This window comes from Arthrobacter sp. MMS18-M83 (assembly GCF_026683955.1).
Classification (GTDB): Bacteria; Actinomycetota; Actinomycetes; order Actinomycetales; family Micrococcaceae; genus Arthrobacter.
This window is the reverse complement of sequence record NZ_CP113343.1, coordinates 2,436,913-2,458,522: the sequence shown is the minus strand read 5'-3', so window position 1 is coordinate 2,458,522 and position 21,610 is coordinate 2,436,913. Positions and strand designations below refer to the sequence as shown.

At 64.2% G+C, this 21,610-nt stretch carries 17 protein-coding genes, 1 tRNA gene, 1 other RNA gene and 1 pseudogene; 10 read left to right on the top strand and 10 right to left on the bottom strand.

Annotated features, from left to right (window positions below; translation table 11 throughout):
- Positions 1–11 precede the first annotated feature (11 nt).
- Positions 12–506, bottom strand: a complete 495-nt coding sequence (locus OW521_RS11525; RefSeq protein WP_268025535.1) for a MarR family winged helix-turn-helix transcriptional regulator — start codon at positions 504–506, stop codon at positions 12–14.
- Positions 507–632: 126 nt separating this feature from the next.
- On the opposite strand from OW521_RS11525, the gene OW521_RS11520 reads away from it, so the two are divergent.
- Entirely contained in the window at positions 633–842 is a 210-nt protein-coding gene (locus tag OW521_RS11520) for a hypothetical protein (protein WP_268025533.1), read from the top strand.
- 155 nt (positions 843–997) lie between these two features.
- Positions 998–1,177 (top strand): hypothetical protein, encoded by a 180-nt coding sequence (locus OW521_RS11515; protein WP_268025531.1) that lies wholly within the window; start codon positions 998–1,000, stop codon positions 1,175–1,177.
- A 116-nt stretch (positions 1,178–1,293) separates the two neighbouring features.
- Here the strand turns inward: OW521_RS11515 and OW521_RS11510 are convergent, their stop codons facing one another.
- Positions 1,294–2,640 carry an aspartate kinase gene (locus OW521_RS11510; RefSeq protein WP_268025529.1) on the bottom strand — a complete coding sequence of 449 codons (1,347 nt, stop codon included), beginning with the start codon at positions 2,638–2,640 and terminating at the stop codon, positions 1,294–1,296.
- Between the two features lie 253 nt (positions 2,641–2,893).
- On the opposite strand from OW521_RS11510, the gene OW521_RS11505 reads away from it, so the two are divergent.
- Both OW521_RS11505 and OW521_RS11500 read left to right on the top strand, forming a co-directional pair.
- Positions 2,894–3,850, top strand: a complete 957-nt coding sequence (locus tag OW521_RS11505) for an ABC transporter ATP-binding protein (RefSeq protein ID WP_268025527.1) — start codon at positions 2,894–2,896, stop codon at positions 3,848–3,850.
- The gene (locus OW521_RS11500; RefSeq protein WP_268025525.1) at positions 3,847–5,028 is read left to right on the top strand and encodes an ABC transporter permease; all 1,182 of its coding nucleotides are present in this window, start codon (positions 3,847–3,849) and stop codon (positions 5,026–5,028) included. Before OW521_RS11505 ends, OW521_RS11500 begins: the two co-directional genes overlap by 4 nt.
- Before the next feature lie 86 nt (positions 5,029–5,114).
- Here the strand turns inward: OW521_RS11500 and recR are convergent, their stop codons facing one another.
- The 4 genes from recR to OW521_RS11480 all read right to left on the bottom strand — a co-directional run bounded on the left by recR (position 5,115) and on the right by OW521_RS11480 (position 9,974).
- Positions 5,115–5,714, bottom strand: a complete 600-nt coding sequence (gene recR / locus OW521_RS11495) for a recombination mediator RecR (protein ID WP_323054781.1) — start codon at positions 5,712–5,714, stop codon at positions 5,115–5,117.
- Positions 5,715–5,868: 154 nt separating this feature from the next.
- A complete protein-coding gene (locus OW521_RS11490) occupies positions 5,869–9,312 on the bottom strand; it encodes a DNA polymerase III subunit gamma and tau (RefSeq protein ID WP_268025523.1) in 3,444 nt (1,147 codons plus the stop codon).
- Positions 9,313–9,344: 32 nt separating this feature from the next.
- Positions 9,345–9,441, bottom strand: an RNA gene (gene ffs / locus OW521_RS11485) — signal recognition particle sRNA small type.
- Between the two features lie 209 nt (positions 9,442–9,650).
- A complete protein-coding gene (locus tag OW521_RS11480) occupies positions 9,651–9,974 on the bottom strand; it encodes a hypothetical protein (RefSeq protein ID WP_268025521.1) in 324 nt (107 codons plus the stop codon).
- Between the two features lie 310 nt (positions 9,975–10,284).
- Between OW521_RS11480 and OW521_RS11475 the strand changes: the two genes are divergently transcribed.
- Positions 10,285–10,369: transfer RNA gene (locus OW521_RS11475), tRNA-Ser, on the top strand.
- A 40-nt stretch (positions 10,370–10,409) separates the two neighbouring features.
- On the opposite strand, the gene OW521_RS11470 is transcribed toward OW521_RS11475, so the two are convergent.
- Entirely contained in the window at positions 10,410–11,309 is a 900-nt protein-coding gene (locus tag OW521_RS11470; RefSeq protein ID WP_268025519.1) for a LysR substrate-binding domain-containing protein, read from the bottom strand.
- A gap of 124 nt (positions 11,310–11,433) precedes the next feature.
- On the opposite strand from OW521_RS11470, the gene OW521_RS11465 reads away from it, so the two are divergent.
- Positions 11,434–14,904, top strand: coding sequence for a bifunctional proline dehydrogenase/L-glutamate gamma-semialdehyde dehydrogenase (locus OW521_RS11465; RefSeq protein WP_268025517.1), 3,471 nt, complete (start codon positions 11,434–11,436; stop codon positions 14,902–14,904).
- 60 nt (positions 14,905–14,964) lie between these two features.
- Here OW521_RS11465 and OW521_RS11460 read toward each other — a convergent pair whose 3' ends face one another.
- Both OW521_RS11460 and OW521_RS11455 read right to left on the bottom strand, forming a co-directional pair.
- Positions 14,965–15,876, bottom strand: a complete 912-nt coding sequence (locus OW521_RS11460; protein ID WP_268025837.1) for an oxygenase MpaB family protein — start codon at positions 15,874–15,876, stop codon at positions 14,965–14,967.
- A gap of 107 nt (positions 15,877–15,983) precedes the next feature.
- Complete coding sequence (locus tag OW521_RS11455; RefSeq protein WP_268025515.1) at positions 15,984–17,450, bottom strand: MFS transporter; 1,467 nt, start codon at positions 17,448–17,450, stop codon at positions 15,984–15,986.
- Between the two features lie 96 nt (positions 17,451–17,546).
- Between OW521_RS11455 and OW521_RS11450 the strand changes: the two genes are divergently transcribed.
- Positions 17,547–17,927 (top strand): MarR family winged helix-turn-helix transcriptional regulator, encoded by a 381-nt coding sequence (locus OW521_RS11450; RefSeq protein ID WP_268025513.1) that lies wholly within the window; start codon positions 17,547–17,549, stop codon positions 17,925–17,927.
- Positions 17,928–18,239: 312 nt separating this feature from the next.
- Positions 18,240–18,740 (top strand): annotated as a pseudogene (locus OW521_RS11445) (M23 family metallopeptidase); the annotation flags it as partial.
- A gap of 122 nt (positions 18,741–18,862) precedes the next feature.
- Here OW521_RS11445 and OW521_RS11440 read toward each other — a convergent pair.
- The gene (locus tag OW521_RS11440; protein ID WP_268026140.1) at positions 18,863–19,378 is read right to left on the bottom strand and encodes a hypothetical protein; all 516 of its coding nucleotides are present in this window, start codon (positions 19,376–19,378) and stop codon (positions 18,863–18,865) included.
- 207 nt (positions 19,379–19,585) lie between these two features.
- Here OW521_RS11440 and OW521_RS11435 point away from each other — a divergent pair, with 207 nt between their 5' ends.
- Positions 19,586–20,071 carry a glutathione peroxidase gene (locus OW521_RS11435; protein ID WP_268025511.1) on the top strand — a complete coding sequence of 162 codons (486 nt, stop codon included), beginning with the start codon at positions 19,586–19,588 and terminating at the stop codon, positions 20,069–20,071.
- A 596-nt stretch (positions 20,072–20,667) separates the two neighbouring features.
- On the top strand, positions 20,668–21,609 hold the full coding sequence (locus OW521_RS11430; protein ID WP_268025509.1) for a phosphodiesterase: 942 nt from the start codon (positions 20,668–20,670) through the stop codon (positions 21,607–21,609).
- Position 21,610: the final 1 nt, after the last annotated feature.

Here is a 21,610-nt window from a genome sequence, read left to right as displayed (position 1 = left end):
TTCCAGCCAGTTTATCGCCCGGCGGCCGCTCCGGGGAGTTGTGTGGCCGCGATGAGTCCTGTCATGGCCCGGTGCAGCTCCGCTACTTCGGCCCGCGTGAGGTGGAGCCGCTCCATGATGGTTCCCGGCACGGCCGTTGCCTGTTGCCTGAGGGCGGCGCCGGCTTCGGTAAGGGTGATGGCGAGGGCCCGCTCGTTTCCGTGGATGCGGTTGCGGGTCACGAAGCCTGCTTCTTCGAGCCGGCGCAGGATGGGTGAAAGGGTGGCAGGCTCGTGCAGGAGTGCCTCGCTGATGTCCTTGAGCGTGCGGGGACTGCGTTCCCAGAGGGCCAGCATCACGAGATATTGCGGATGTGTCAGGCCCATCTTTTCGAGCACCGGCTTGTAGACGCCCACCACGCTTCGCGATGCCACCGTCAGGGCGAAGCACAATTGACGCTCAAGCAACAGCTCGTCTTCAGGCGGCGTGGTGGTTTCGAGGGCAATGGGAGTGCCTGCGGCAGCCATGGCTTGCTCCATTCGGTGTCGGGTGACCGGCCGTCACGGCCGGAATAGTTAGTGCACTAATTGTTAGTGTACTCTTAACGGACAGGATCCTTTTGAGAGAGGGTAGACCAGGTGGCCAAAGAGACCATGACCCAGAGATTCATGCGTGCAACGGGCAAGCTGCGGATCATTTTCGGGCCGGCCCACAGCAGTTCCCTGGACCACGAAATGACCGAGGAGAACCGGCTCCTCCTCGCGCGGCGCCAGGCCGAAGCGCAGCAATGGGAGACCATCCGCAGGCCGGACGGCAGCACCTACGTGGTCCCCAAGAACCCTGACGACAAATCCCTCCGCTAAGGCCACCCGCTACCCCTGATGGACCCCGTTCCCGCGCCTTTTGCGGGTTCCGGGCGTAAAATTGGCCTCACTGGAACCACTCAGCTCCAACCTCACGGCTGGACCTCGCAGCGGGGAAGGAGGTGGGAATTGTGGGACATGCACTCGATAGCTTTATGAAGGTGACAGATCGACTGCGTTTCTGGTTCGGCCCGGCGACGCGGGGCGACATTGATACGCCCGTAGTCCACAAGCATGACGACTTCGAGCAGGCGTCAGAGGAAGACCTGGGGCATTTCGTCGTCGAAACAGATGACCAAGGCCACCACTACGGAATCCGCAAGGAAGACGCCTGAGGCCGCGATGCGGCCACAAAGCCGCAGGAGAGCGAAAGAACCGGAGCGTGAGCCCCGGTTCTTTCACGTTTCAGTACCTTTGATCCCGACGGCGGGTGCCCGACGGCGGAGTTCGGCTACCGGCCGGTGCCGCCGTAGACGGTTGCCTCGGCTTCGCCGTCGAGCTCGAACGCCTTGTGGATGGCGCGCACGGCGTCATCCAGCAGATCGGCGTGGGTGACCACGGAGATGCGGATTTCCGAGGTGGAGATCATGTTGATGTTGATGCCCGCGTCCGAAAGCGCCTTGAAGAACGTGGCGGAGACGCCCGGGTGCGAACGCATACCCGCGCCAATCAGGGAAAGCTTGCCGACGTTTTCGTTGTACTCGATGCTTTCGAAGCCGATTTCCGGCTGCGCGGCGCGGAGGGCAGTGAGGGCGTCGGCGCCTTCCACGATGGGCAGCGTGAAGGAAATGTCCGTGCGGCCGGTGCCGTGAGTGGACACGTTCTGAACGATCATGTCGATGTTCGAGTGTGCCTTGGCGATGACCTGGAAAATTGCGGCGGCCTTGCCGGGGATGTCCGGGACGCCGACCACGGTGACCTTTGCTTCTGAACGGTCGTGTGCAACGCCGGAGATGATTGGCTGCTCCAAGGCAACTCCCTCTTGAATCGTGATCTTGTCATCGGCGCTGGGCAGGACCCACGTGCCTTCGTTGTGGCTGAATGAGGAACGGACGTGCAGTGGCACGCCAAAGCGGCGGGCATACTCCACGCAGCGCAAGTGCAGGATCTTGGCACCGGAAGCTGCCAATTCGAGCATTTCCTCGCTGGAGATACGGTCGATCTTCTGTGCCGTCGGCACCACGCGGGGGTCCGCCGTGTAGATGCCGTCGACGTCCGTGTAGATCTCGCAGACATCGGCTTCCAGCGCGGCGGCGAGAGCCACCGCAGTGGTATCGGATCCGCCGCGGCCAAGGGTGGTGATCTCCTTGGTGCTGTGGCTCATGCCCTGGAAACCGGCCACGATGGCGACATGTCCCTTGTCCAAGGCAGTGCGGATGCGATGGGGGTCGACGTCGATGATGCGGGCCTTGCCGTGGATGCCGTCCGTGATCATGCCGGCCTGCGAGCCGGTGAACGACTGGGCGGAGGCGCCGAACTTGTTGATGGCCATGGCCAGCAGGGCCATGGAGATGCGCTCGCCTGCGGAGAGGAGCATGTCCATTTCGCGGGCGGGAGCTGAATCGGTGACTTGGGCGGCGAGATCCAGGAGCTCGTCCGTGGTGTCTCCCATGGCCGAAACCACCACAACAACCTCGTTGCCGGCCTTTTGCGCGTCAACCACGCGGCGGGCAACACGCTTGATGCCTTCGGCGTCGGACACCGAGGAGCCACCGAACTTCTGCACGATCAGCTGCTTCGTGATGGCAGTCTGGGCGGACAGGTCTTCGGTTTTCACATCGGTAGTGGGCAAACTCATGCGCGCACCCTCACTGCATCAATTGGGGATCATACGTTGCTTGGCCTGATAACGGCACGGCTACGTAGCTTTATTTGGCCAGTTTATCGCCGGGCGCCGCGGGCGGGGGAATTGTGACCAAATCTCGGCCTTGGGTTGGATGTCCAGCCGTTTTAGCGTGGCGTACGATCAAGAAATACGCAGCCTGAGGGCACGTGGGCTCGCAGGAATTGAAGCGTACTTGTTCTGTTTGGGGGAAACAGGTGAGTAGAGCATGTCCATAGCTGAAAGTTCAAACGCCCCGGGTAGTGCCGCCCTCGGCGTATCCGCGGTAGGCGTATCACGCCGCTTTGGGACGGTCCATGCAGTGGAGCACATCGATTTCCATGCGCCAGCAGGGAAAGTCACGGCTCTCATCGGTCCCAACGGGGCCGGCAAGACGACGCTCCTGCTGATGCTGGCCTCGCTTCTCCGGCCCGACTCCGGGACCATCCGAATTGACGGCCTGGATCCACTCCGGGACAGCGCGGCCGTGCGGCTTCGGATCGGCTGGATGCCGGACTCCCTGGGCGTGTGGGAATCCTTGACCGCGAGGGAAATCCTGGTCCAGATGGCCCGCTTCTACCGCATGCCCCAAGCCAGCATCGGCCAGCGTGTGGACGAGCTGCTCGAACTCGTCCGCTTGGAGGCACTTGCCGGTCAGCCCGCGCGGGTGCTCTCCCGAGGTCAACAACAGCGGCTTAGCTTGGCCCGAGCCCTCATCCACGAGCCCTCCGTGCTCTTGCTCGACGAGCCAGCTTCAGGCCTTGATCCAGGATCCCGGGTGGAGCTTCGGATCCTGCTGCGCCGCCTGGCGGGGGCCGGGAAAGCCGTGGTGGTTTCCTCCCACATCCTCAGTGAGCTGGACGAAATCGCGGACGGTGCGGTGTTCGTCAACCAAGGACGCACTGTGAAGCAGCAGACCCTCGACGAGGCCGCGCGGCAAGGCCGCCGCTACGCGATCACCGCCCTCGACAACCAGGTTCTCGCGGAAAAGCTCAGCGAACTAGGCCTCGAATATCGCGTGGAGGCAGGCCTCCGTCCGTCGGTCACCTTGCTGTTGACGCACGACGACGGCGCTGCCGCACTCCTCCGGGACCTGGTCGCGGCCGGCATCGGGGTAGTTTCTTTCGCCCCGGCCGCAGGCGCCCTTGAAGCGACCTACATGAACCTGGAAACGGAGCGACGATGAGCAACGTGACTGAAACCGTGCCGGGTCCAGCGGGCCCGCACGGAACTACGGGCGGCGGGAACGCCGTCGTCGGCTATCTTGGCGGGATCCGCGACGTCGTGGTCCTTGAGATGAAACAACGGCTGCGTTCCCGCGGCTGGTACATCATGTTGGGCATCTGGTTCGTGGTCATCGCGGTAGTGACGTGGCTGACGTGGGCCGCCTGGAACGCCAGCGCGCGCGTCCAGAGTTCGATGCCTGGGTCCGGGGCGTCGGTGCAAAACGGGCCGGGATCCGCGATCTTTGAAGCGGTCCTGGTTTTTGTGCTGCTCTTTGCGTTGTTGGTGGCACCGGCATTGTCTGCAAACGCCGTCAATGGGGACCGCGCTGGCGGCACACTGGCCATCCTGCAGGTGACACTGCTTACGCCCGGACAGATACTTTGGGGCAAGTTCTTGGCGGCGTGGCTGGCGGCGCTCGCCTTCCTGGTGACCAGCACACCGTTCCTGGTCTTCGGCGTGGTCCAGGGCGGGCTGTCTCCCGGTCATATCCTGGTCTCGCTGCTTATGTTGGGAGTGGAGATTGCGATTGTCTGTGGCATAGGCGTGGGGATTTCCGCGCTCGCGGCCCGGCCGCTCTTTTCGATTGTCGTGAGCTATCTGACGGTTGCCGGCTTGGTGGTCCTGTCCTTGATCGCTTTTGGGTTGGGTATGCAGTTGACACAGGAATCCGTCACGGTGGATGAACCTGGTCCGTCCATGGCGTACATCCCGCCCTCTGGTTCCGGGGCTCCGCAGTCAATCCCTTGCAGGCCGGTGCAGCAAACAGTGTTCCATAGCGAACGCGTGGCGCTGGTGCTGGCCATCAACCCGTTCGTGGTGGTGGCGGACGCCATTCCTTACCCTGAGCGGGGCAACACGACTTCCATGTTTGGCGCCGGAATGCTCGAGGGCATCAGCCAAGGCACACGGCAAGCACTGGCCGGCCCCAGGCTGCCGTTTTCCCCCTGCGTCGATGGCATGTACCAGCCGCAGAAGCAGCAATTGCAGAACCAGTACCAGTACCTGCAACAAACCACACCAGTGTGGCCCCTCGGGCTGAGCATGCAGCTGGTTCTGGCAGGGTTGCTGATGTGGCTCGGGTGGCGAGCGTTACGGACGCCTGCAAACCGGCTGGCCCGAGGCACTCGGATCGCTTAGGCGGATTTGGACTGGTCCCGCGGCGTGCAAGGGCGCGGGGCGTGCGTTAACCGAGCGAGGGCGCGTCGGTTACATGAAACGCGATGTCACATGAGAGCGTTGCGGCGGCCCTCGAAGGCCCTTCCGAGGGTAACTTCGTCCGCGTACTCCAGATCTCCGCCCACCGGTAGGCCAGAAGCGAGCCTGGTGACGATGATGCCGATCGACTTCAACATGCGGGCCAGGTAGGTGGCTGTCGCTTCGCCTTCAAGGTTGGGGTCGGTCGCGATGATGATTTCCTGGATGGCGCCATCGTTGAGCCTGGTGAGGAGTTCGCGGATGCGGAGCTGCTCGGGCCCGATGCCGGCGATCGGGTTGATGGCGCCGCCCAGCACGTGATAGCGGCCGCGGAACGACCGCGTGCGTTCCACAGCCAGGACATCCTTGGATTCTTCGACCACGCAGATCACAGACGGGTCGCGGCGCGGATCGCGGCAGATGTTGCAAAGCTCCTGTTCGGTGACGTTGCCGCAGACCGTGCAGAACTTCACCCGTTCCTTGACCGTGGTGATGGCCGCGACGAGTCGCTTCATGTCCTCGGGATCGGCCTCAAGGATGTGGAAGGCAAGACGCTGCGCCGATTTTGGCCCGACGCCAGGGAGCCGGCCGAGCTCGTCGATCAGCTCTTGAACTGCGCCTTCGTACACAATGTCCTCGTTCGTTCTATGCGCGCCCATTGTTGTTGTGCGGGCGTCGCGGTTTGGCGGCACCTTGCTGAGGTGCCGGAGGGTTCGCAACGGTGGTTCCATGGGGTTCCACAGGGAATACCGTGCAATCCATGCAAGATGTTGTTTCCGGTCGCTAGCGGCGCATCAAGGGAGCGCCGTCCAGCGACCTTTCTTCCAGTAGCTTCCCGCCCAGAATACGCTCGACGGCGGCACGCCCAAAGACTCCCGACTCTTCGATCGTCTCGTCGTCGGCACTCGGGATATCCTCCACCACGACGCCGGAACCGGCTGCAGCCCGTGCCGGGGCCTTCTCGCGCCCGGCCATGGCTTCGGGACTGTTCGAAAGCCGTTGGTAGAGGCTTTGCTTCCCGGTTCCTGAAGGCGCGGATACTGGCGTTTGGGCAGTCCCTGGAGCCTGGGCCGTGGACAGTGCGAGTCCTACCGCCGCACTTCGGGTTTCCCCTCCGGGCGTTGCGGCTGTTGGCGACGAACCTGTTGGTGACGTTCCTGCTGGTGACGTTCCTGTTGGTGACGTTCCTGTTGGTGACGAAACCACTGGCGGTGCGCCCGTGCTCGAGGGGGTGGGCGAGGGTGCTGACCAAACCGATGTTGACCATTCGGCCGTGGTCGCTGACCATTCGGCTGCTGGCGCGGAAGCCGGTGCCGGTGCCTGTGCCGAAGCCTGCGGCTGGCTTGGAATCTGTGCGGCCGCGGGTTCATAGACGGGACTTGCGGTTGCTGCGCCTGATGGAGGGGTCTGCCCGGAGGGCACGGCTGAGTTGCCTGACACACCGGCACCAACGTTGGATTCGCTGCTGACCACCCACGAACCGGGCGCGTGCTCGACAGCCTTGGACCAAGGATCTTCCGGGGCCTCGAGCTTCTTCTTTACCGGAGTGGCTTGGGGTGAGCGCTTGCTTGTTGCCGCAAGGGTGCCCGCGGCCGAACCGTTCAGCCCTGAAGCATCGGCTGGAGACACGGCGACCTGCGGAGTAGCGGCATGCGGCGCGGCCGTCCCCGCGGCGGGCATAGCGTCGAGACCCGGGGGTGCCGATGGCACCCAATCCATCGGCGGTTCTTCGTCGAGCGGGGGAGCGTCCTCGTCCCGCGGGGGACCCCAATCGTCGTCCGAATACGAGTAGTCCATACCCGAGCCGGCGCTTGGGGTCGCGAGTGCCGCGGTGGCCGAAACCCGGGCGGGCACCTCCGGGGACACAATGGCTTCCGCTGTGGGCGACGCAAGGGCTGCCGCTGGAGCCGACCCCTGTTCGGCGGAAACGGGTTGGTTGGCCGGAGCTGGGTCTGGTGCCTGAGCCGGTAGTGAGCCCTGAACCTGTTCGGACGCTTCGCCAATGGTTGAAGGAGCCAATCCCGACGGAGCCTGTCCGGAGGTTGCCGGTGCCGTTCGTGCCTGCACTGCTGGTGCGGGTGCTCGGACCTGTGACGCGTCAACATTGCCCGCTTCAGGGGCAGCAGCGACGCTTTGCGTTGCAGGGGCAAGTCCCCATGCGCTGTCCACGGTGGACGACGCTGTTGGAGAGGCGCCTCCGATTACGGGAGGCGCCGGGTCAGCCGGTGCTTTTGGGTCTGGCTCAGAGCTACCTGAGCTGTTGCCGCCGACGACGGAGGTGATTTGGCAGTCAATGCCGATTGTTTTGTGGATGGCTTGCCGAAGGTTTTCGGCGTGGTCCGCCCGGCTGAAAGCGCTCGCAAGGCCGCCAGTGCTGAATGCCAGAGTCAGAAGTTGACCGTCGAAGTGTGCCACCTGGGCGTTGGCTCCGACTAACGCCCAGCTGCTGCGCTTGATCTTGGTCAGCGTCTGGAGGATCTCGGGCCAAGCGCGACGGATGACCTCGACGTCGGCACCACCGGTAGCGGGACGAGGGGCCTGCGCGGGCGCTGACGCTGGTGCCTGGGTTGGCGCTACTGCCGCTGCAGGTTGGGGGCGTTCCTGATCGAGTGGTGATGGAACTGCGGGTGCTTGGCTTGGCGCGGGTGCTTCGGCAACGGGCTGCTCGGTACGGCTCGCGGCAGGTACGGGCGTATGCGTGGCGGATTCGGCCGCGGGACGGCTGGCCGGTTGCCTGGCCTCGTCCACGAGCCAGTCATTGGTGGACACGCGTGGCGGCGTGAGCTGCTCCCTCGACGGGGTTTCAGAAACAGGCTGGGTTTCAGCAACGGGTTGGGTTTCAGGAACCGGTCGGGCCCCGGAAACGGCCGGGGTGTCGGAAACCGGAGCCTCAGCGACCGCCGGTACCCCGGACCCTGGTGGGGTGGAAGTGGTACTGGCCGCCGCCGTCGGGCGTTCCCCTGGTCGCTCCGCAGGGCGGGCAGGCGGGGCTGCGGCTACGGAGGGAACCGCCGCGACGGCAGGCGAACCTTCGGCTTCCGCTGGGGGAAGCGCCCCGCCGTAATTGAGACGGCGTTCGACGCGATCGATACGGGCAGCGATACCGCGTTCGGTCTGCTCGGAACTGGGCAGCAGGATCCTTGCGCAGAGCAGTTCGAGATGTAGCCGGGGGGATGTTGCGCCGGTCATTTCGGTGAGCGCGGTATTGGTGACGTCGGCGGCGCGGGAGAGTTCCGCCGCACCGAGGTTGTTGGCTTGGCTGCGCATGCGGGCAATCTGGTCCGCGGGCATGCCGCGGAGGATGGCTTGGGCGCTCTCCGGCATGGCCTGGACGATGATGAGATCGCGGAATCGCTCCAGCAAGTCCTCGACGAAGCGGCGGGGATCGTGCCCAGTTTGGATGACGCGGTCCACCGCGCGGAAGACGGTGGCGGAATCGGACGCGGCGATTGCCTCTACGACGTCGTCAAGCAGCGAAGCGTGCGTGTACCCAAGCAGCGCGACGGCGAGTTCATAGTCCAGGCCGTTGGGTCCTGCGCCGGCCATGAGCTGATCGAGCACGGAAAGGGAGTCGCGCACGGAGCCGCCGCCAGCACGGATAACGAGGGAGAGCACTCCGGGAGCAACGGCGACGTTCTCCTGCTCGCAGAGGACCTCAAGGTACTTCATGAGCGGCTCGGGCGGCACCAGCCGGAAAGGGTAGTGGTGTGTGCGGGAGCGGATGGTGCCAATGACTTTGTCCGGCTCCGTGGTGGCGAAGATGAACTTGATGTGTTCCGGCGGCTCTTCAACGATCTTCAGCAGCGCATTGAAACCCGCGGAGGTGACCATGTGGGCTTCGTCAATAATGAAGATCTTGTAACGGTCCCGGACCGGGGCGAAGGTGGCGCGCTCGCGGAGATCACGGGCATCATCCACGCCACCGTGACTGGCGGCGTCGATCTCGATGACATCAAGGGATCCGGAGCCGCCGCGCGCCAGTTCGATGCAGCTGTTGCACTTCCCGCAAGGTGTGTCCGTGGGGCCTTCGGCGCAGTTGAGGCAGCGGGCCAGGATGCGGGCGGACGTGGTTTTTCCGCAGCCGCGGGGACCGGAGAAGAGGTAGGCGTGGTTGACGCGGTTTTTGCGCAGGGCCGTCATGAGCGGCTCCGTGACGTGTTCCTGCCCGATAACGTCCGCGAACGAATCCGGACGATATCTGCGGTAAAGAGCAGTAGTAACAGTCACAGGGGAAACCTACCTATAGGGACTGACATTTAACAAGAGACCCCTCATGCACCCGCCAGAGCCCATCTACCCTTGCTACCTTCCGGTCCTGGGGGAGTTCAACAGGATGACGCCACATGAGGGGCCGTCGACAAGCTTACCCGAAGTTATCGAGCCCTCCGAATTCCGCGGACATGCGCCCTCGTTCCATTGGACATGTCCCCTGTGAGAGCCAAGGAGTGGACATGTCCCCTTTGTGTCCCCTCGTTCCATTGGACATGTCCCCTGTGAGAGCCAAGGAGTGGACATAGTGGGATTATGTCCAGTGTTGAAGCGCAACGGAGGGCATGTCCAGTGGACTAGCGCCAGCCGTTCACCGCCCAGGTCATAAAGGCCGGCTCCTCATAGGGGTGGGCTGAACGCAACGCCTGCACCACGGCGTCGAGCACCTCTGCTTCAACCACGCACTCCACCCGGATTTCCGGCACAGTTTCACCTTGCCCCACCGCCCCGATGAACGGCTGCGCTCCGGGCAATGGAGTGAAGCGTCCGGTGCCCGGAGTGGTGAAGGAGCAGTGCGAATAGTCGCCGATTCTGCCGGCCCCGGCATCGCCGATCGCGGCCAGCAAGCTCTCACTGTGCGATACCGGGACGTAGACAACAAGGGCATGCAGTTGGCTCATGCCACCATCTTCCCAGTGGTCTGCCGAAAACAGGTCAAGGGACGGTTCTTGATCTCCATTGCCAAACCGGGAAACGGAGCGGACTATTGGTATGTACACCGATTGGGGCAATCTCAAGATTGTGAGCCGCAGGGCCTGGTTTCAGGGGCTGGACCCAGCAGCTCAACGGAGTGCCGGAGGAATGGACGCATTGGGGGCGTCCATTTTTGCGTTTAAGGGCGCGAACGCCCCGGCCTGAGCCCTGCAAGTGTCGATTGGGCGATGCCGAAAATCTCGGGTACAGTGGAGTCTGCTTTTGATTCAGAAGCATGGAGAATTCGCCTAGCGGCCTATGGCGCACGCCTGGAACGCGTGTTGGGTTAACGCCCTCGGGGGTTCAAATCCCCCATTCTCCGCGTTTTGGCCCCGGTCTTTGGACCGGGGCCTTTTTGCGTCCTACGCCCGTTCCGCGGCCACCCGCTCCAGCACTTCGCGGCATGCCAGAATCGCAGGGTGGATCCGGCCGGCGGTGCGGGTCGACGTGAAAACTGTCCGTTTTGGCAGTCCTGGGAGATCCAGCAGTTGCACTGGCGTGGTCCGGCCCGTCCACACCAGGTCCGGCATGAGGGCCACCGCGTTGCCGGACTCGATAAGCCGAATCTGGGCTTGGAGGTCGGCAGTTTCGTAGCGGACGTCGGGTTCGAATCCGGCCGAGCGGCACGCCTGCTCCGCCCAGTGCCTCGATGCCGCGCCGCGCGGTTCCATGACCCAAGGCAATGCCGCCGTGTCCGCTAGTGAGGAAATCGATTCGCCGCCCAGTCCCAGCGGGGGAGTGGCCAGCCTGATGGCGTCGCTGGTCAGGGTGGCCCGGTCCAGTCCGGGGTGGTGCGGGGCGGCGTGTCCGGGGTATTGCTCGGCCACCACAATGTCGAAATCGCGGGCCCAGGTTTCGTAGAGCGCTGTCTCGGGTTCGCGCTGGATCATCTCCACGCGCACTTCCGGGTACTCGCCCTTCATGATGGTGAGGAAGTCCGGCATGAGGGCCAGCGCCGCTGTTTGAAATACGGCCAGCCGGACCGTGCCCGTGACCGTGGAAAGTGAAGCCGCCAGGTCCGTTTCTGCCCGCTCCAGCGTTGCCAGCAAGGCAGCCGTATGCTCCACGAGGATCTCGGCCTGCGGGGTGAGCTGCACGCGTCGCCCAGACTTTCTCAGCAGCTTCACGCCGGCTTCCTTCTCCAGCAAGGTCAGCTGTTGGGACACCGACGACGGGCTGTACTTCATCGCGTCAGCCACCTCTGCGAGCGTTCCGCGGATCTTCAATTCGTGCAGCAAGCGCAGCCTGCGGACATCCAGCATTCGGCTCTCCAGACGGGTCGAGAAATCTAACGAATATTGTTCAGAAAAGATCGCTTTTCCTAATCTGATTGTAGATCCATACTGATGGAGACAAAGCCCTCTCCGCACCAAAGGAACGAAGCGCATGAGCACACCAACCCGGACGCAGCCCACCGCGGAATCCGGACACCTCCAGGAACTGGCCCACGAAGCCATTCAACTGGTTCGGCACTGGCTCACCGAAGCCTCGAAGGTACCCGTTGACGTTTCCGCGCAGCGCCTCGCCGGCGTCCTGAAGGACCCGAATGGCCTGGACTTCACGGTGGGATTCGTCGACGGCGTCATCCGCCCCGAGGATCTGTCCGTCGCAGGCCGAAACCTGGCCAAGCTGGCCCCGAAGGTCCCTGCATTCCTGCCCTGGTACATGCGCGCCGCTGTGCGCACCGGCGGTGTCATGGCACCGGTCCTCCCGCAGGTGGTCATCCCGATCGCCCGCAAGGTCCTGCGCGAGATGGTGGGCCACCTGATCGTGGACGCCACGGACGCCAAGCTCGGTCCGGCCATCGCCAAGATCAAGCAGAACGGCGTCCACCTGAACGTGAATCTGCTGGGCGAGGCCGTCCTGGGCGAACGCGAAGCCAGCCGCAGGCTTGAGGGAACCCTCAAGCTCCTGGCGCGTGACGACGTCGACTACGTCTCCATCAAGGAATCCTCCACGGTGGCCCCGCACTCGCTCTGGGCCTTCGACGAGGCAGTGGACCACGTGGTGGAAAAGCTCACACCGCTCTACCGCCTGGCAGCGTCCTTCCCCAAGTCCAAGTTCATCAACCTGGACATGGAGGAATACAAGGACCTGAGCCTGACTATGGCCGTGTTCACACGGATCCTGGACGAGCCGGAATTCAAGAACCTCGAGGCCGGCATTGTGCTGCAGGCCTACCTCCCGGACGCGCTCTCGGCCATGCAGGAATTGCAGGAGTGGGCAGCGGCGCGCCGCGCCAACGGTGGCGCTCCCATCAAGGTGCGCGTGGTCAAGGGCGCCAACCTGCCCATGGAACAGGTCCAGGCTTCCATCCAGGGCTGGCCGCTCGCCACGTGGGGCACCAAGCAGGATTCGGACACTAACTACAAGCGCGTACTCAACTACGCCCTCACCCCCGAACACATCGATGCGGTGCGCATCGGCGTCGCCGGCCACAACCTCTTCGACGTGGCGTTCGCCTGGCTCCTGGCCAAAGAGCGCGGCATCGCCGCGCAGGGGCAAGGAGCGATTGAGTTCGAGATGCTCCTCGGCATGGCCACAGGCCAGGCCACGGCCGTCCGCAAAGACGTCGGCAGCCTCTTGCTGTACACCCCGGTGGTGCACCCGGGCGAGTTCGACGTCGCCATCGCCTACCTGATCCGCCGCCTCGAAGAAGGCGCCAGCCAGGACAACTTCATGTCCGCGGTGTTCGAACTCAGCGAGAACGAAGCGCTGTTCGAACGGGAGAAGCAGCGTTTCCTCGCCTCTCTCGCGGAGCTGGACGACGCCGTTCCGGCGCCCAACCGCACTCAGGACCGCAACAAGCCCGCGGCCTCCACCCCGGCAGAGGGTTTCGCCAATACCCCGGACACGGATCCCGCATTGCCCGCGAACCGAGCGTGGGGCCGCGACATCCTGAAGCGCATCCCGGGCTCCACCGCCGGCAACGCGATTGTCGAAACCAGCAAGGTCAGGGACGCCCAGGAACTGGACCGCATCATTGCCACCGGCGTGGAGCACGGCAAGGCCTGGGGCGCCATGCCGGCCGCCGAGCGCGCAGCCATCCTGCACCGGGCCGGCGACATCCTGGAAACCCGCCGCGCCGAGCTTCTTGAGGTCATGGCTTCCGAGACTGGCAAGACAATCGAGCAGGGCGACCCCGAAGTCAGCGAAGCAATCGACTTCGCGCACTACTACGCCGAGCGTGCCAAGGACCTGGAAACGGTCGACGGCGCCACTTTCGTCCCAGCGAACCTCACCGTCGTGACCCCGCCGTGGAACTTCCCGGTTGCGATTCCCGCAGGCTCCACGCTGGCGGCACTCGCGGCGGGATCCGCCGTCGTGATCAAACCGGCAAAGCAGGCCCGCCGCTCCGGTTCCGTCATGGTGGACGCGCTATGGGAGGCCGGTGTGCCGCGCGAAGTGCTGGCGCTTGTGCAGCTCGAAGAACGCGAGCTCGGCACGCAGCTGGTCTCCCACCCCAGCGTTGACCGCGTGATCCTCACGGGTGGCTACGAGACCGCTGAGCTCTTCCGCTCCTTCCGGCAGGACCTCCCGCTGCTCGCGGAGACCTCTGGCAAGAACGCCATCATCGTTACTCCGCACGCGGACCTCGATCTCGCCGCCAAGGACGTCGTCTACTCGGCATTCGGACACGCCGGACAGAAGTGCTCCGCGGCTTCCCTGGTGATCCTGGTGGGTTCCGTTGCGACGTCCGAGCGCTTCCACAACCAGCTCGTGGACGCCGCCCGCTCGCTCAAAGTGGGCTACCCGGAGCAAGCCACTACCCAGATGGGGCCGATTATCGAGCCGGCCAACGGCAAGCTCCTCAACGCGCTGACCACCCTCGGCGACGGCGAGACCTGGGCCGTGAAGCCGGAGAAGCTGGACGAGACGGGCCGCCTGTGGTCCCCGGGCATCCGGTTCGGCGTCAAGCGCGGCTCGTACTTCCACTTGACCGAGTTCTTCGGCCCGGTCCTCGGCGTCATGACCGCGGCCACCCTGGAAGAAGCCATCGCCATCCAGAATGAGATCGAATACGGCCTCACCGCTGGGCTGCACTCGCTCGATTCCGATGAAATGGGTGCCTGGCTGGACACCATCCAGGCCGGCAACCTGTACGTAAACCGCGGCATCACTGGCGCTATCGTCCAGCGGCAGCCGTTCGGCGGCTGGAAGAAGTCGGCCGTGGGCGCGGGTACCAAGGCCGGTGGACCCAACTACCTGGTGGGCCTGGGCAATTGGCTCCCTGCCGAGCCTGGCGCCAAGCGCGGTGCCACGCTCACGGGCGCGGCGGCGTCGATCCTGGCCGCGGCCAAGTCCGCTGGGCCGCTTGTTGAAGCGAGCGAAGCAGAGGCCCTGCAGAAGGCGCTCTTCAGTGACGCGGCGGCATGGGCCACGGAGTTCGGCACCGGCAAGGACGTCTCCGGACTGAGCGCGGAGCGCAACGTCTTCCGGTACCGGGCCTTCCCCGTGACCGTCCGCTTGTCCGAGGGTGCGAAGCTCGTGGACCTGCTTCGCGTCGTAGCAGCCGGGGCAGTGGCGGGTTCGGCACTCACAGTGTCCTCCGCCGTCGAGCTTCCCGAATCCGTTGTTGCAGCCTTTGCTGGACTGGGCGTCAGCACCCGGATCCAGAACGACGCCGAATGGCTGGCTTTCGCGGCAGGCATCGAAGGTGGCCGCATCCGCCTTATAGGCGGGGACAGCAGTGCGCTGAGCGCCGCGACCGGAGGACGTCCCGACGTCGCGATCTACCACGGCACGGTGACCCCGGCCGGACGCATTGAGATGCTGCCGTTCCTGCACGAACAGGCCGTCAGCATCACTGCGCACCGCTTCGGCACGCCGAACCACCTGTCCGACGCGTTGATCTAGCGATTCGTCGACGAAGCCCGGCGGTACGGCCACAAGCCGTTCCGCCGGGCTTCTTTGCGTCTATGCCTCGTAGCCAAGGCGCCGCAGCCGTTGCCGGGCGGCCTGCTCACTGGGGCCGCTGCGGCCCAAAGTCAGGTGCACGACGGCGAGGACCACCCGCGCGGCGAGGATCGAAGGTAGCGGGATGGGGCCGAAATGGGCCTTTTCCAAGCCCAAGAGCTCCCGATACCTGGGCTCGAGGCTGGCCACGGCCGCAGCAAACAGAATCCGATAGCCGGGTTGGAGCGATGCTTTCAGCGGGGGATTCCGGATGAATTCGACCGTTTCCCTGAGCCGCTCGTCCGCGCGAAGGTGACCGGAGGCGTACCACTGGTCCATTTCCGACCTCACTTCGGCAACGCTCAGGGGAGGGTCCTGGACGCCCATCAAGCGTCCTGCCTGCGCCCACTCCCGGACGTAGGCGTCGGCGCCACCAGGGACTGGTCCACCCCAGATCCGATGCGCCGTCACGAAGGAATCCGCGTAGGCAACGTGGACCCAGCGGAGAAGTTCGGGGTCGTTGGCTGAATACTCGCGGGTGTGGCCGTGGGCATCCACGTAACTGCCTTTGACGGAGTCGTGGACCCTGCGCACGAAGTGGGTGGCAGTATGGGCCGCATCCATGGAGCCGTAGCTCACAGTGAAGATCCAACGGATGGTATTTGCCAACCGGCCCAGGGGATCCGTTTTGAAGCCTGAATGGTCGTACACGCCCGCCAAGGCGCCGGGGTGCAGGGACTGCATAAGGAGCACGCGGATTCCCCCAACGATCGTGGACATGGACCCGTGGACGGCCCAGACGGCCGAGCCCGGAAGGTGGTATCCGGCGTCGTTCCCCTCGGCAAGCCGCGGCACCCAGTCGGGCGTGGACTGCGGGTGACCCGTGAAAGTCATCCGCAGTTCCGATTGCCACTTCTTCAGGAAGTTGACCATGGTCCATTGTTGCGCAGCATTCTGGTGGCGCAAGGTGCCGCTTTGCTTACGTAGAGGTGCCGGCCCGCTGCGGGAGCAGCGAGCCGGCACCTTTCACGCGCGTCCGCTTAGGCCGCGGGCTGCTCAGCAAGTGCCCGACGGCGCCGCGCCGGGGACGCTGCCACCAACAGGGCCGCAATTGCCACGGCAGCGCTTAGGACCAAACCGGGCCGGTACTGATCGAGCATGGCCGCGGCGCTGACGGCGCTGTTTGTGCCATCGGCGGTGCCGTGCCCGCTGACGAGGGCCGTCGTGACGGCGAGAACCAGGGCCGCGCCCACTTGCGTGCTGGTCTGGATCAGTCCAGCGGCCAACCCCTGCTCCGAATCCCGGATTCCCGCGGTGGCTTGGACGTTGATGGACGGGAATGCCAGCGCGAAGCCGATACCCAGCAGGATGACCGAGGGAAGGATGTCCAGGACGTAGTTAGGTGAGGTTCCAACTCGGAGGAACAGGACGTAGCCCAGGCCCATGGCGGTCAGGCCGGTGAGGATGAGCTTGGGGGCTCCGAATTTCTCGATGAACCTGTCCGCGAAAGGGGCGCTCGTTGCGACCAGGAGTCCGGTGGGAAGCAAGGCAAGCGCCATACCCAGGGGAGACCAGCCCAGCACCGACTGAAGGTACATGGTGAGAATGAACTGGAAACTCAGGTAGGAACCGAAAAGGCCAACCGCACTCAGGTTGGCGCGGGCAACCCAGCCTTCACGAAGAATGCCGAAGCGGATGAGAGGGTGCTTGACGCGGTTTTCGATGACGGCGAAGGCTGCCAGCACGGCGGCAGAGATGGCGAATCCGGCGATTGTTGCCACAGATCCCCAGCCCTTCTCCGGAGCTGAAACCAAGGTGTACACCAGTCCCAGCATGCCGAGCGCGAGGGTGACCGCACCCCAGACATCGTGGCCGCTCTCTTCCGCGGACGGCTTGTCCCGCGGGATGAACAGCATGCCGAGGAGCACCACTGCGACGGCGATCGGCACCGATACGAGGAAGGTCCAGCGCCAGCTCAGGCTGGTCATGAGCCCGCCGACAACCAGCCCGAGCGAGAACCCGCTGGCGCCGAACGTCGTGAAGATGGATAGCGCCTTGTTGCGCTCGCGGCCTTCGGCGAAGTTGGTGGTGATGATGGAGAACCCGGTAGGGGCCGTGAATGCCGCGGCCAGGCCCTTGACGAAGCGCGTGGCGATCAAGATGGTGGGATCGTCCACCAGCCCGCCGAGGAGGGACGCCGCGGCGAACACGGTCAACGCGATCAGGAAGATCCGACGCCGGCCCAACAGATCTGCGAGCCGGCCACCCAGGAGCAACAGGCTCCCGTAGCCGAGGACATAGGCGGAAACGATCCACTGCAGGGAATCGGTTCCGAGATGGAGTTCGTGGCCGATGGACGGAAGGGCTACGCCCACCATGGACACGTCCAGGCCGTCGAGGGCCAGGACCGTGCACACCACCATCAGCAGCAGCCACTGGGCCCTGGTCCAGCGGACGGCTGTGTTGAGCTGTTCGGCAGATCGAGTGAGAGTGCTTGGTGAAGTCATGGCATCAATCTATATGACGCGTCATTCAATGACAAGGAATATGACTAGGAATCTTATGACGTGGACTTTAATTCCGGTTTCGACTAGAATCGGCCCATGGCAACAACGCAGGATCGCCAGCTGGTTGAGCAATGGCGCAGCATCCAGAACTCGTACTTCCGCACCGCGGCCGCCATCGACCGCGCCCTCGAAGCCAAGTTCGACATCGGCTTGAACGAATTCGAAATCCTTGATCTCGTTGCCGAAAGCGTTGACTCTGCCTGCCGCATGAAGGCATTGGGGGAGCGGACTCCCATGACCCAGAGTGCCGTCTCCAAGGTTGTTGACCGGCTGGAGAAAGCCGGACTGGTCTCCCGCGTAACCTGCACGGATGACCGCCGCTCGCTGTACCTCGAGCTGACCGAAGCCGGGCGCGCGCTGCATTCGGATGCCGCCGTCGAGCACCGCGCGTTGCTGAAGGAGAACCTCGGCGAGTAGCCCGGCAGGGTCCGGCGAGTGTTCTGCCGGCCGGGCAAGTATGAAGTCGAGTGTTCCCATCCGATTTCATAGCGGCAACAATAGGACAAGCGCGCCCGCACTTGGGGATGAGCGCCCGTCTCAGGAGCCGCTGTGGGAAAGCATCATGAGTCTGGCCGGATCGTTGATCTGGTGCTCTCTGGAAAATTTGGCCGGGTCCTGTCGGCTTGCTTCCTGGCTGTCTTGGTGACGTTTGCTTTTGGCTTCCAGGGCCCGCGCCTGGGCGGGCCATCGGCCGGGGGATCGTTGGCCGCGGGCCAGGTGGAACCCGGCATGCTTCCCGCCGACGGCAGCACCTCCGGTGCGCCGGGGGCTGCGGTCCAAAGCCTGTCCTCGGCTCCTGTTCCTGCAGGTGAGAAGGCCACTGTGTCTTTTGAGCGCTCCCCGGTCCAGACCCTGGACAGGAACGGGGTCGGCAATCTCAACGTCGCGTCGAGTTCCCTTGACCGGCCTGCCGCCGGGAAACTCTACGCTCCGCTGGAGGTGCTGGTTCCGAGCTCTCCCTTCGGGTTGAGGATCGACCCTTTCACGGGCCTGCCCGGGGAGTTCCATTGGGGCCAGGATTTCGCCGCGGGCTGCGGCGCCCTCGTTTATGCGGCTGATTCCGGTGTGGTCCGCGCTGTGGGCTGGCATCCGTGGGGCGGCGGGAACCGGGTGGAGATCGATCATGGAAACGGGCTGGTCACCACGTACAACCATCTGCAGGGGGTCGCGGTGGCCAAGGGGCAGTCGGTCCGGGTGGGCGAGGTGATCGCCAGGGTGGGAACCACGGGGTCCTCGACGGGCTGTCACTTGCACTTTGAGACGATTCTCAACGGCGTCTATGCCAACCCGATGAACTGGTCTTTCTTGCCGACCAGGCAGGTTGACCGGCTCGGGGACCTTGCCATGGTCAGTTACCGGCCGGGTTCTGTAACGGCGGCCTCGGCGGGGTCTGTGTGGTCCGTCCCCGGCAGGCCCCCCGAGGAGTTAGTGACCGGCGGGGTGCAGGAGGCGAAGGTCGTGCCGCCGGGCCCGTCTGCTACGGCCACGGCGACCCCGACTGGGACACCCACCGGCAGTCCGACGGCGACGGCGACGCCGACGCCCAGCGTGACGCCGACCGTGACGCCGACGCCCAGCGTGACGCCCAGCGTGACGCCGACCGTGACGCCGACGCCCAGCGTGACGCCGACCGTGACGCCGACGCCCAGCGTGACGCCGACCGTGACGCCGACGCCCAGCGTGACGCCGACGCCCTCAGGGACGCGAAGCACAACGAGTCCGCCAAGCGCTACCCCCACGCCAAGCAAGACACAGAGCAGCACACCGAGCAAATCGCCGTCGCAAGCTCCCGTTGTGACGCAGACGCCCACGGTGACCGTCCCGCCCACGGTCGCGCCGCCGTCGAGCCTTCCCGCTCCGGTGCCCACGGTGACTCACACCCAATCAACACCGCCAGCGCCCGCACCCGCCCTGCCGGCTCCCACCAGCCCTACGCCGTCGGCTACCTCCAAGCCAGCTACGCCGTCCACCAAACCGTAGAGTTCGCTGCCTATTCTGAACCACGTCCCACCGCCTTGCGCCGCGTAGACTCGAATGTGGCAGTTTGCCAAGGTCCGGCGTCGTAAGGAAGCTTCATGTCCCCGCTCTACAGCATCCCCCTCACGTTCAACGACGGCTCCCAGGCCGACTTTGGGCGTTTCCAGGGCAAAGCCGTGCTGGTAGTCAACGTGGCTTCCAAATGTGGTTTCACGCGCCAGTACTCGGGACTTGAAGAGCTCTACGGCAAATATCGTGACCGCGGATTCGAGATCCTGGGCGTGCCGTGCAATCAGTTCGGAGGCCAGGAAAGGGGTTCCGACGCCGAGATCGCGGATTTCTGCCAACGCAACTTTGGAGTCTCCTTTCCGCTTTCCAGCAAGTCCAAAGTCCGTGGCAAGCAGCAGCATCCCCTGTATGCCGAGCTGACCCAGACCACAGACGGTTCCAAGCCGCAGAAGGTCAAGTGGAACTTCGAGAAGTTCCTGGTGAGCCGCGAAGGCGAGGTGCTCGCCCGCTTCCCCTCCACCGTCGAGCCTGATTCCGACGAGCTGATCGAAGCCCTCGAAGCGGCGCTCAACTAAGCCCCCTGGGGAGACTCCCGAGTGACGCCGGCGGCACGAACCCCCGGACGCTCGCTCACCTTTGTTGCCTTTTGGCCGGACGCTCGCTCACCTTTATCGCCCTTTGAGCGGATGCCCGCTCACTTTTATCGCCCTTTGGGCGGACGCCCGCTCACCTGGCGGCCATAGGTGAGCGAGCGTTCGGGAAGAGTCTCCGCAAAGGTGCAGGAGCGTTTGTGAAAATTGCCCAAAAAGTGAGCGGGGATCGAAGCTAGGCCGCCGTGATGCCCTTTCCGCCGTCGCTCGCTCACGTCTGCTGCCAAAATGGGCAACCCTCCTTCACCTTTGCTAAGCAAGCGTTGGGTGGGGTGCGCTTAAAGGTGAGGGAGCGTTGGGCGGGATGCGCTTAAAGGTGCAGGAGGGTTGGGCGGGATGCACTTAAAGGTGAGCGAGGATCGCCGGAAGGTGGCTTAAAGGTGAGCGAGGATCGAAGTGCGCGTGAGTAATTTTCCAACATTCCGTCCGTAAGTTACCCTCCGTTAGCCTTTTGTCTGGTTGGATTAGGTTTATTGGGGCAGACACTGGAGGCGCCGTCTCCTACCGACCCGAAGGTAGTAATGGAGCTCATCGAGGCCGAATATCCTCGGCCAGGACACATCCTTCTGCACCTTAGCGACTCCCATCTGGTGGGAGGGTCGGAACCCCTGTACGGCGCGGTCGATAGCGAAGCACATCTCAGACAACTTTTTTCGGAAGTCCATGCGTCAAAGGTCCGCCCCGACGCCGTGATCTTCACGGGTGACTTGGCCGATCAAGGCGAGCCGGACGCTTACGCCAAACTTCGGGCGATCGTCGAGCCTGCCTGCCACGAGATGGGCGCACGCGTGATCTGGGCCATCGGAAACCACGATGACCGTGCCAATTTCCGTGCGGGCCTATTCGACCAGAGCGGTAATGACGCCCCGGTGGATCACAGCTACTTCGTCAACGGGCTGCGGATCATCACGCTGGACACTTCCGTGCCTGGCTTCCATCACGGTGAACTGAGCCAGAGCCAGCTCGACTGGTTGGCGTCGGAACTCGCAACCCCGGCTCCGGACGGCACCATTCTTGCCCTTCACCACCCGCCGGTTCCGAGCGTCCTTGACCTTGCCATCCTCGTGGAGTTGCGCGGCCAAGCGGCGTTGGCTGAGGTGGTACGCAATTCCGATGTGCGTTCCATCCTGGGTGGCCATCTGCACTACTCCACCACAGCCACGTTCGCTGGAGTCCCGGTGTCCGTGGCTTCCGCGAGCTGCTACACGCAGGACCTCAACGTTCCTCAGGGCGGTACCCGGGGACGGGATGGCGCCCAGGCCTTCAACCTGATCCACGTCTACGAGCAAACGATTGTGCACTCGGTAGTGCCGTTGGGCAAGTCACCGACTGTGGGCGAGTACGTCAGCCCGGAGGCCACCAGGCGCCGGCTCGCCGAAGCAGGCATCCGGATTCCCCAACGGCCAACCCACGAACGTGGTGTCAGGGTAGACGCGAAGCGCCCGGAGATGACGCGTCGCTAAC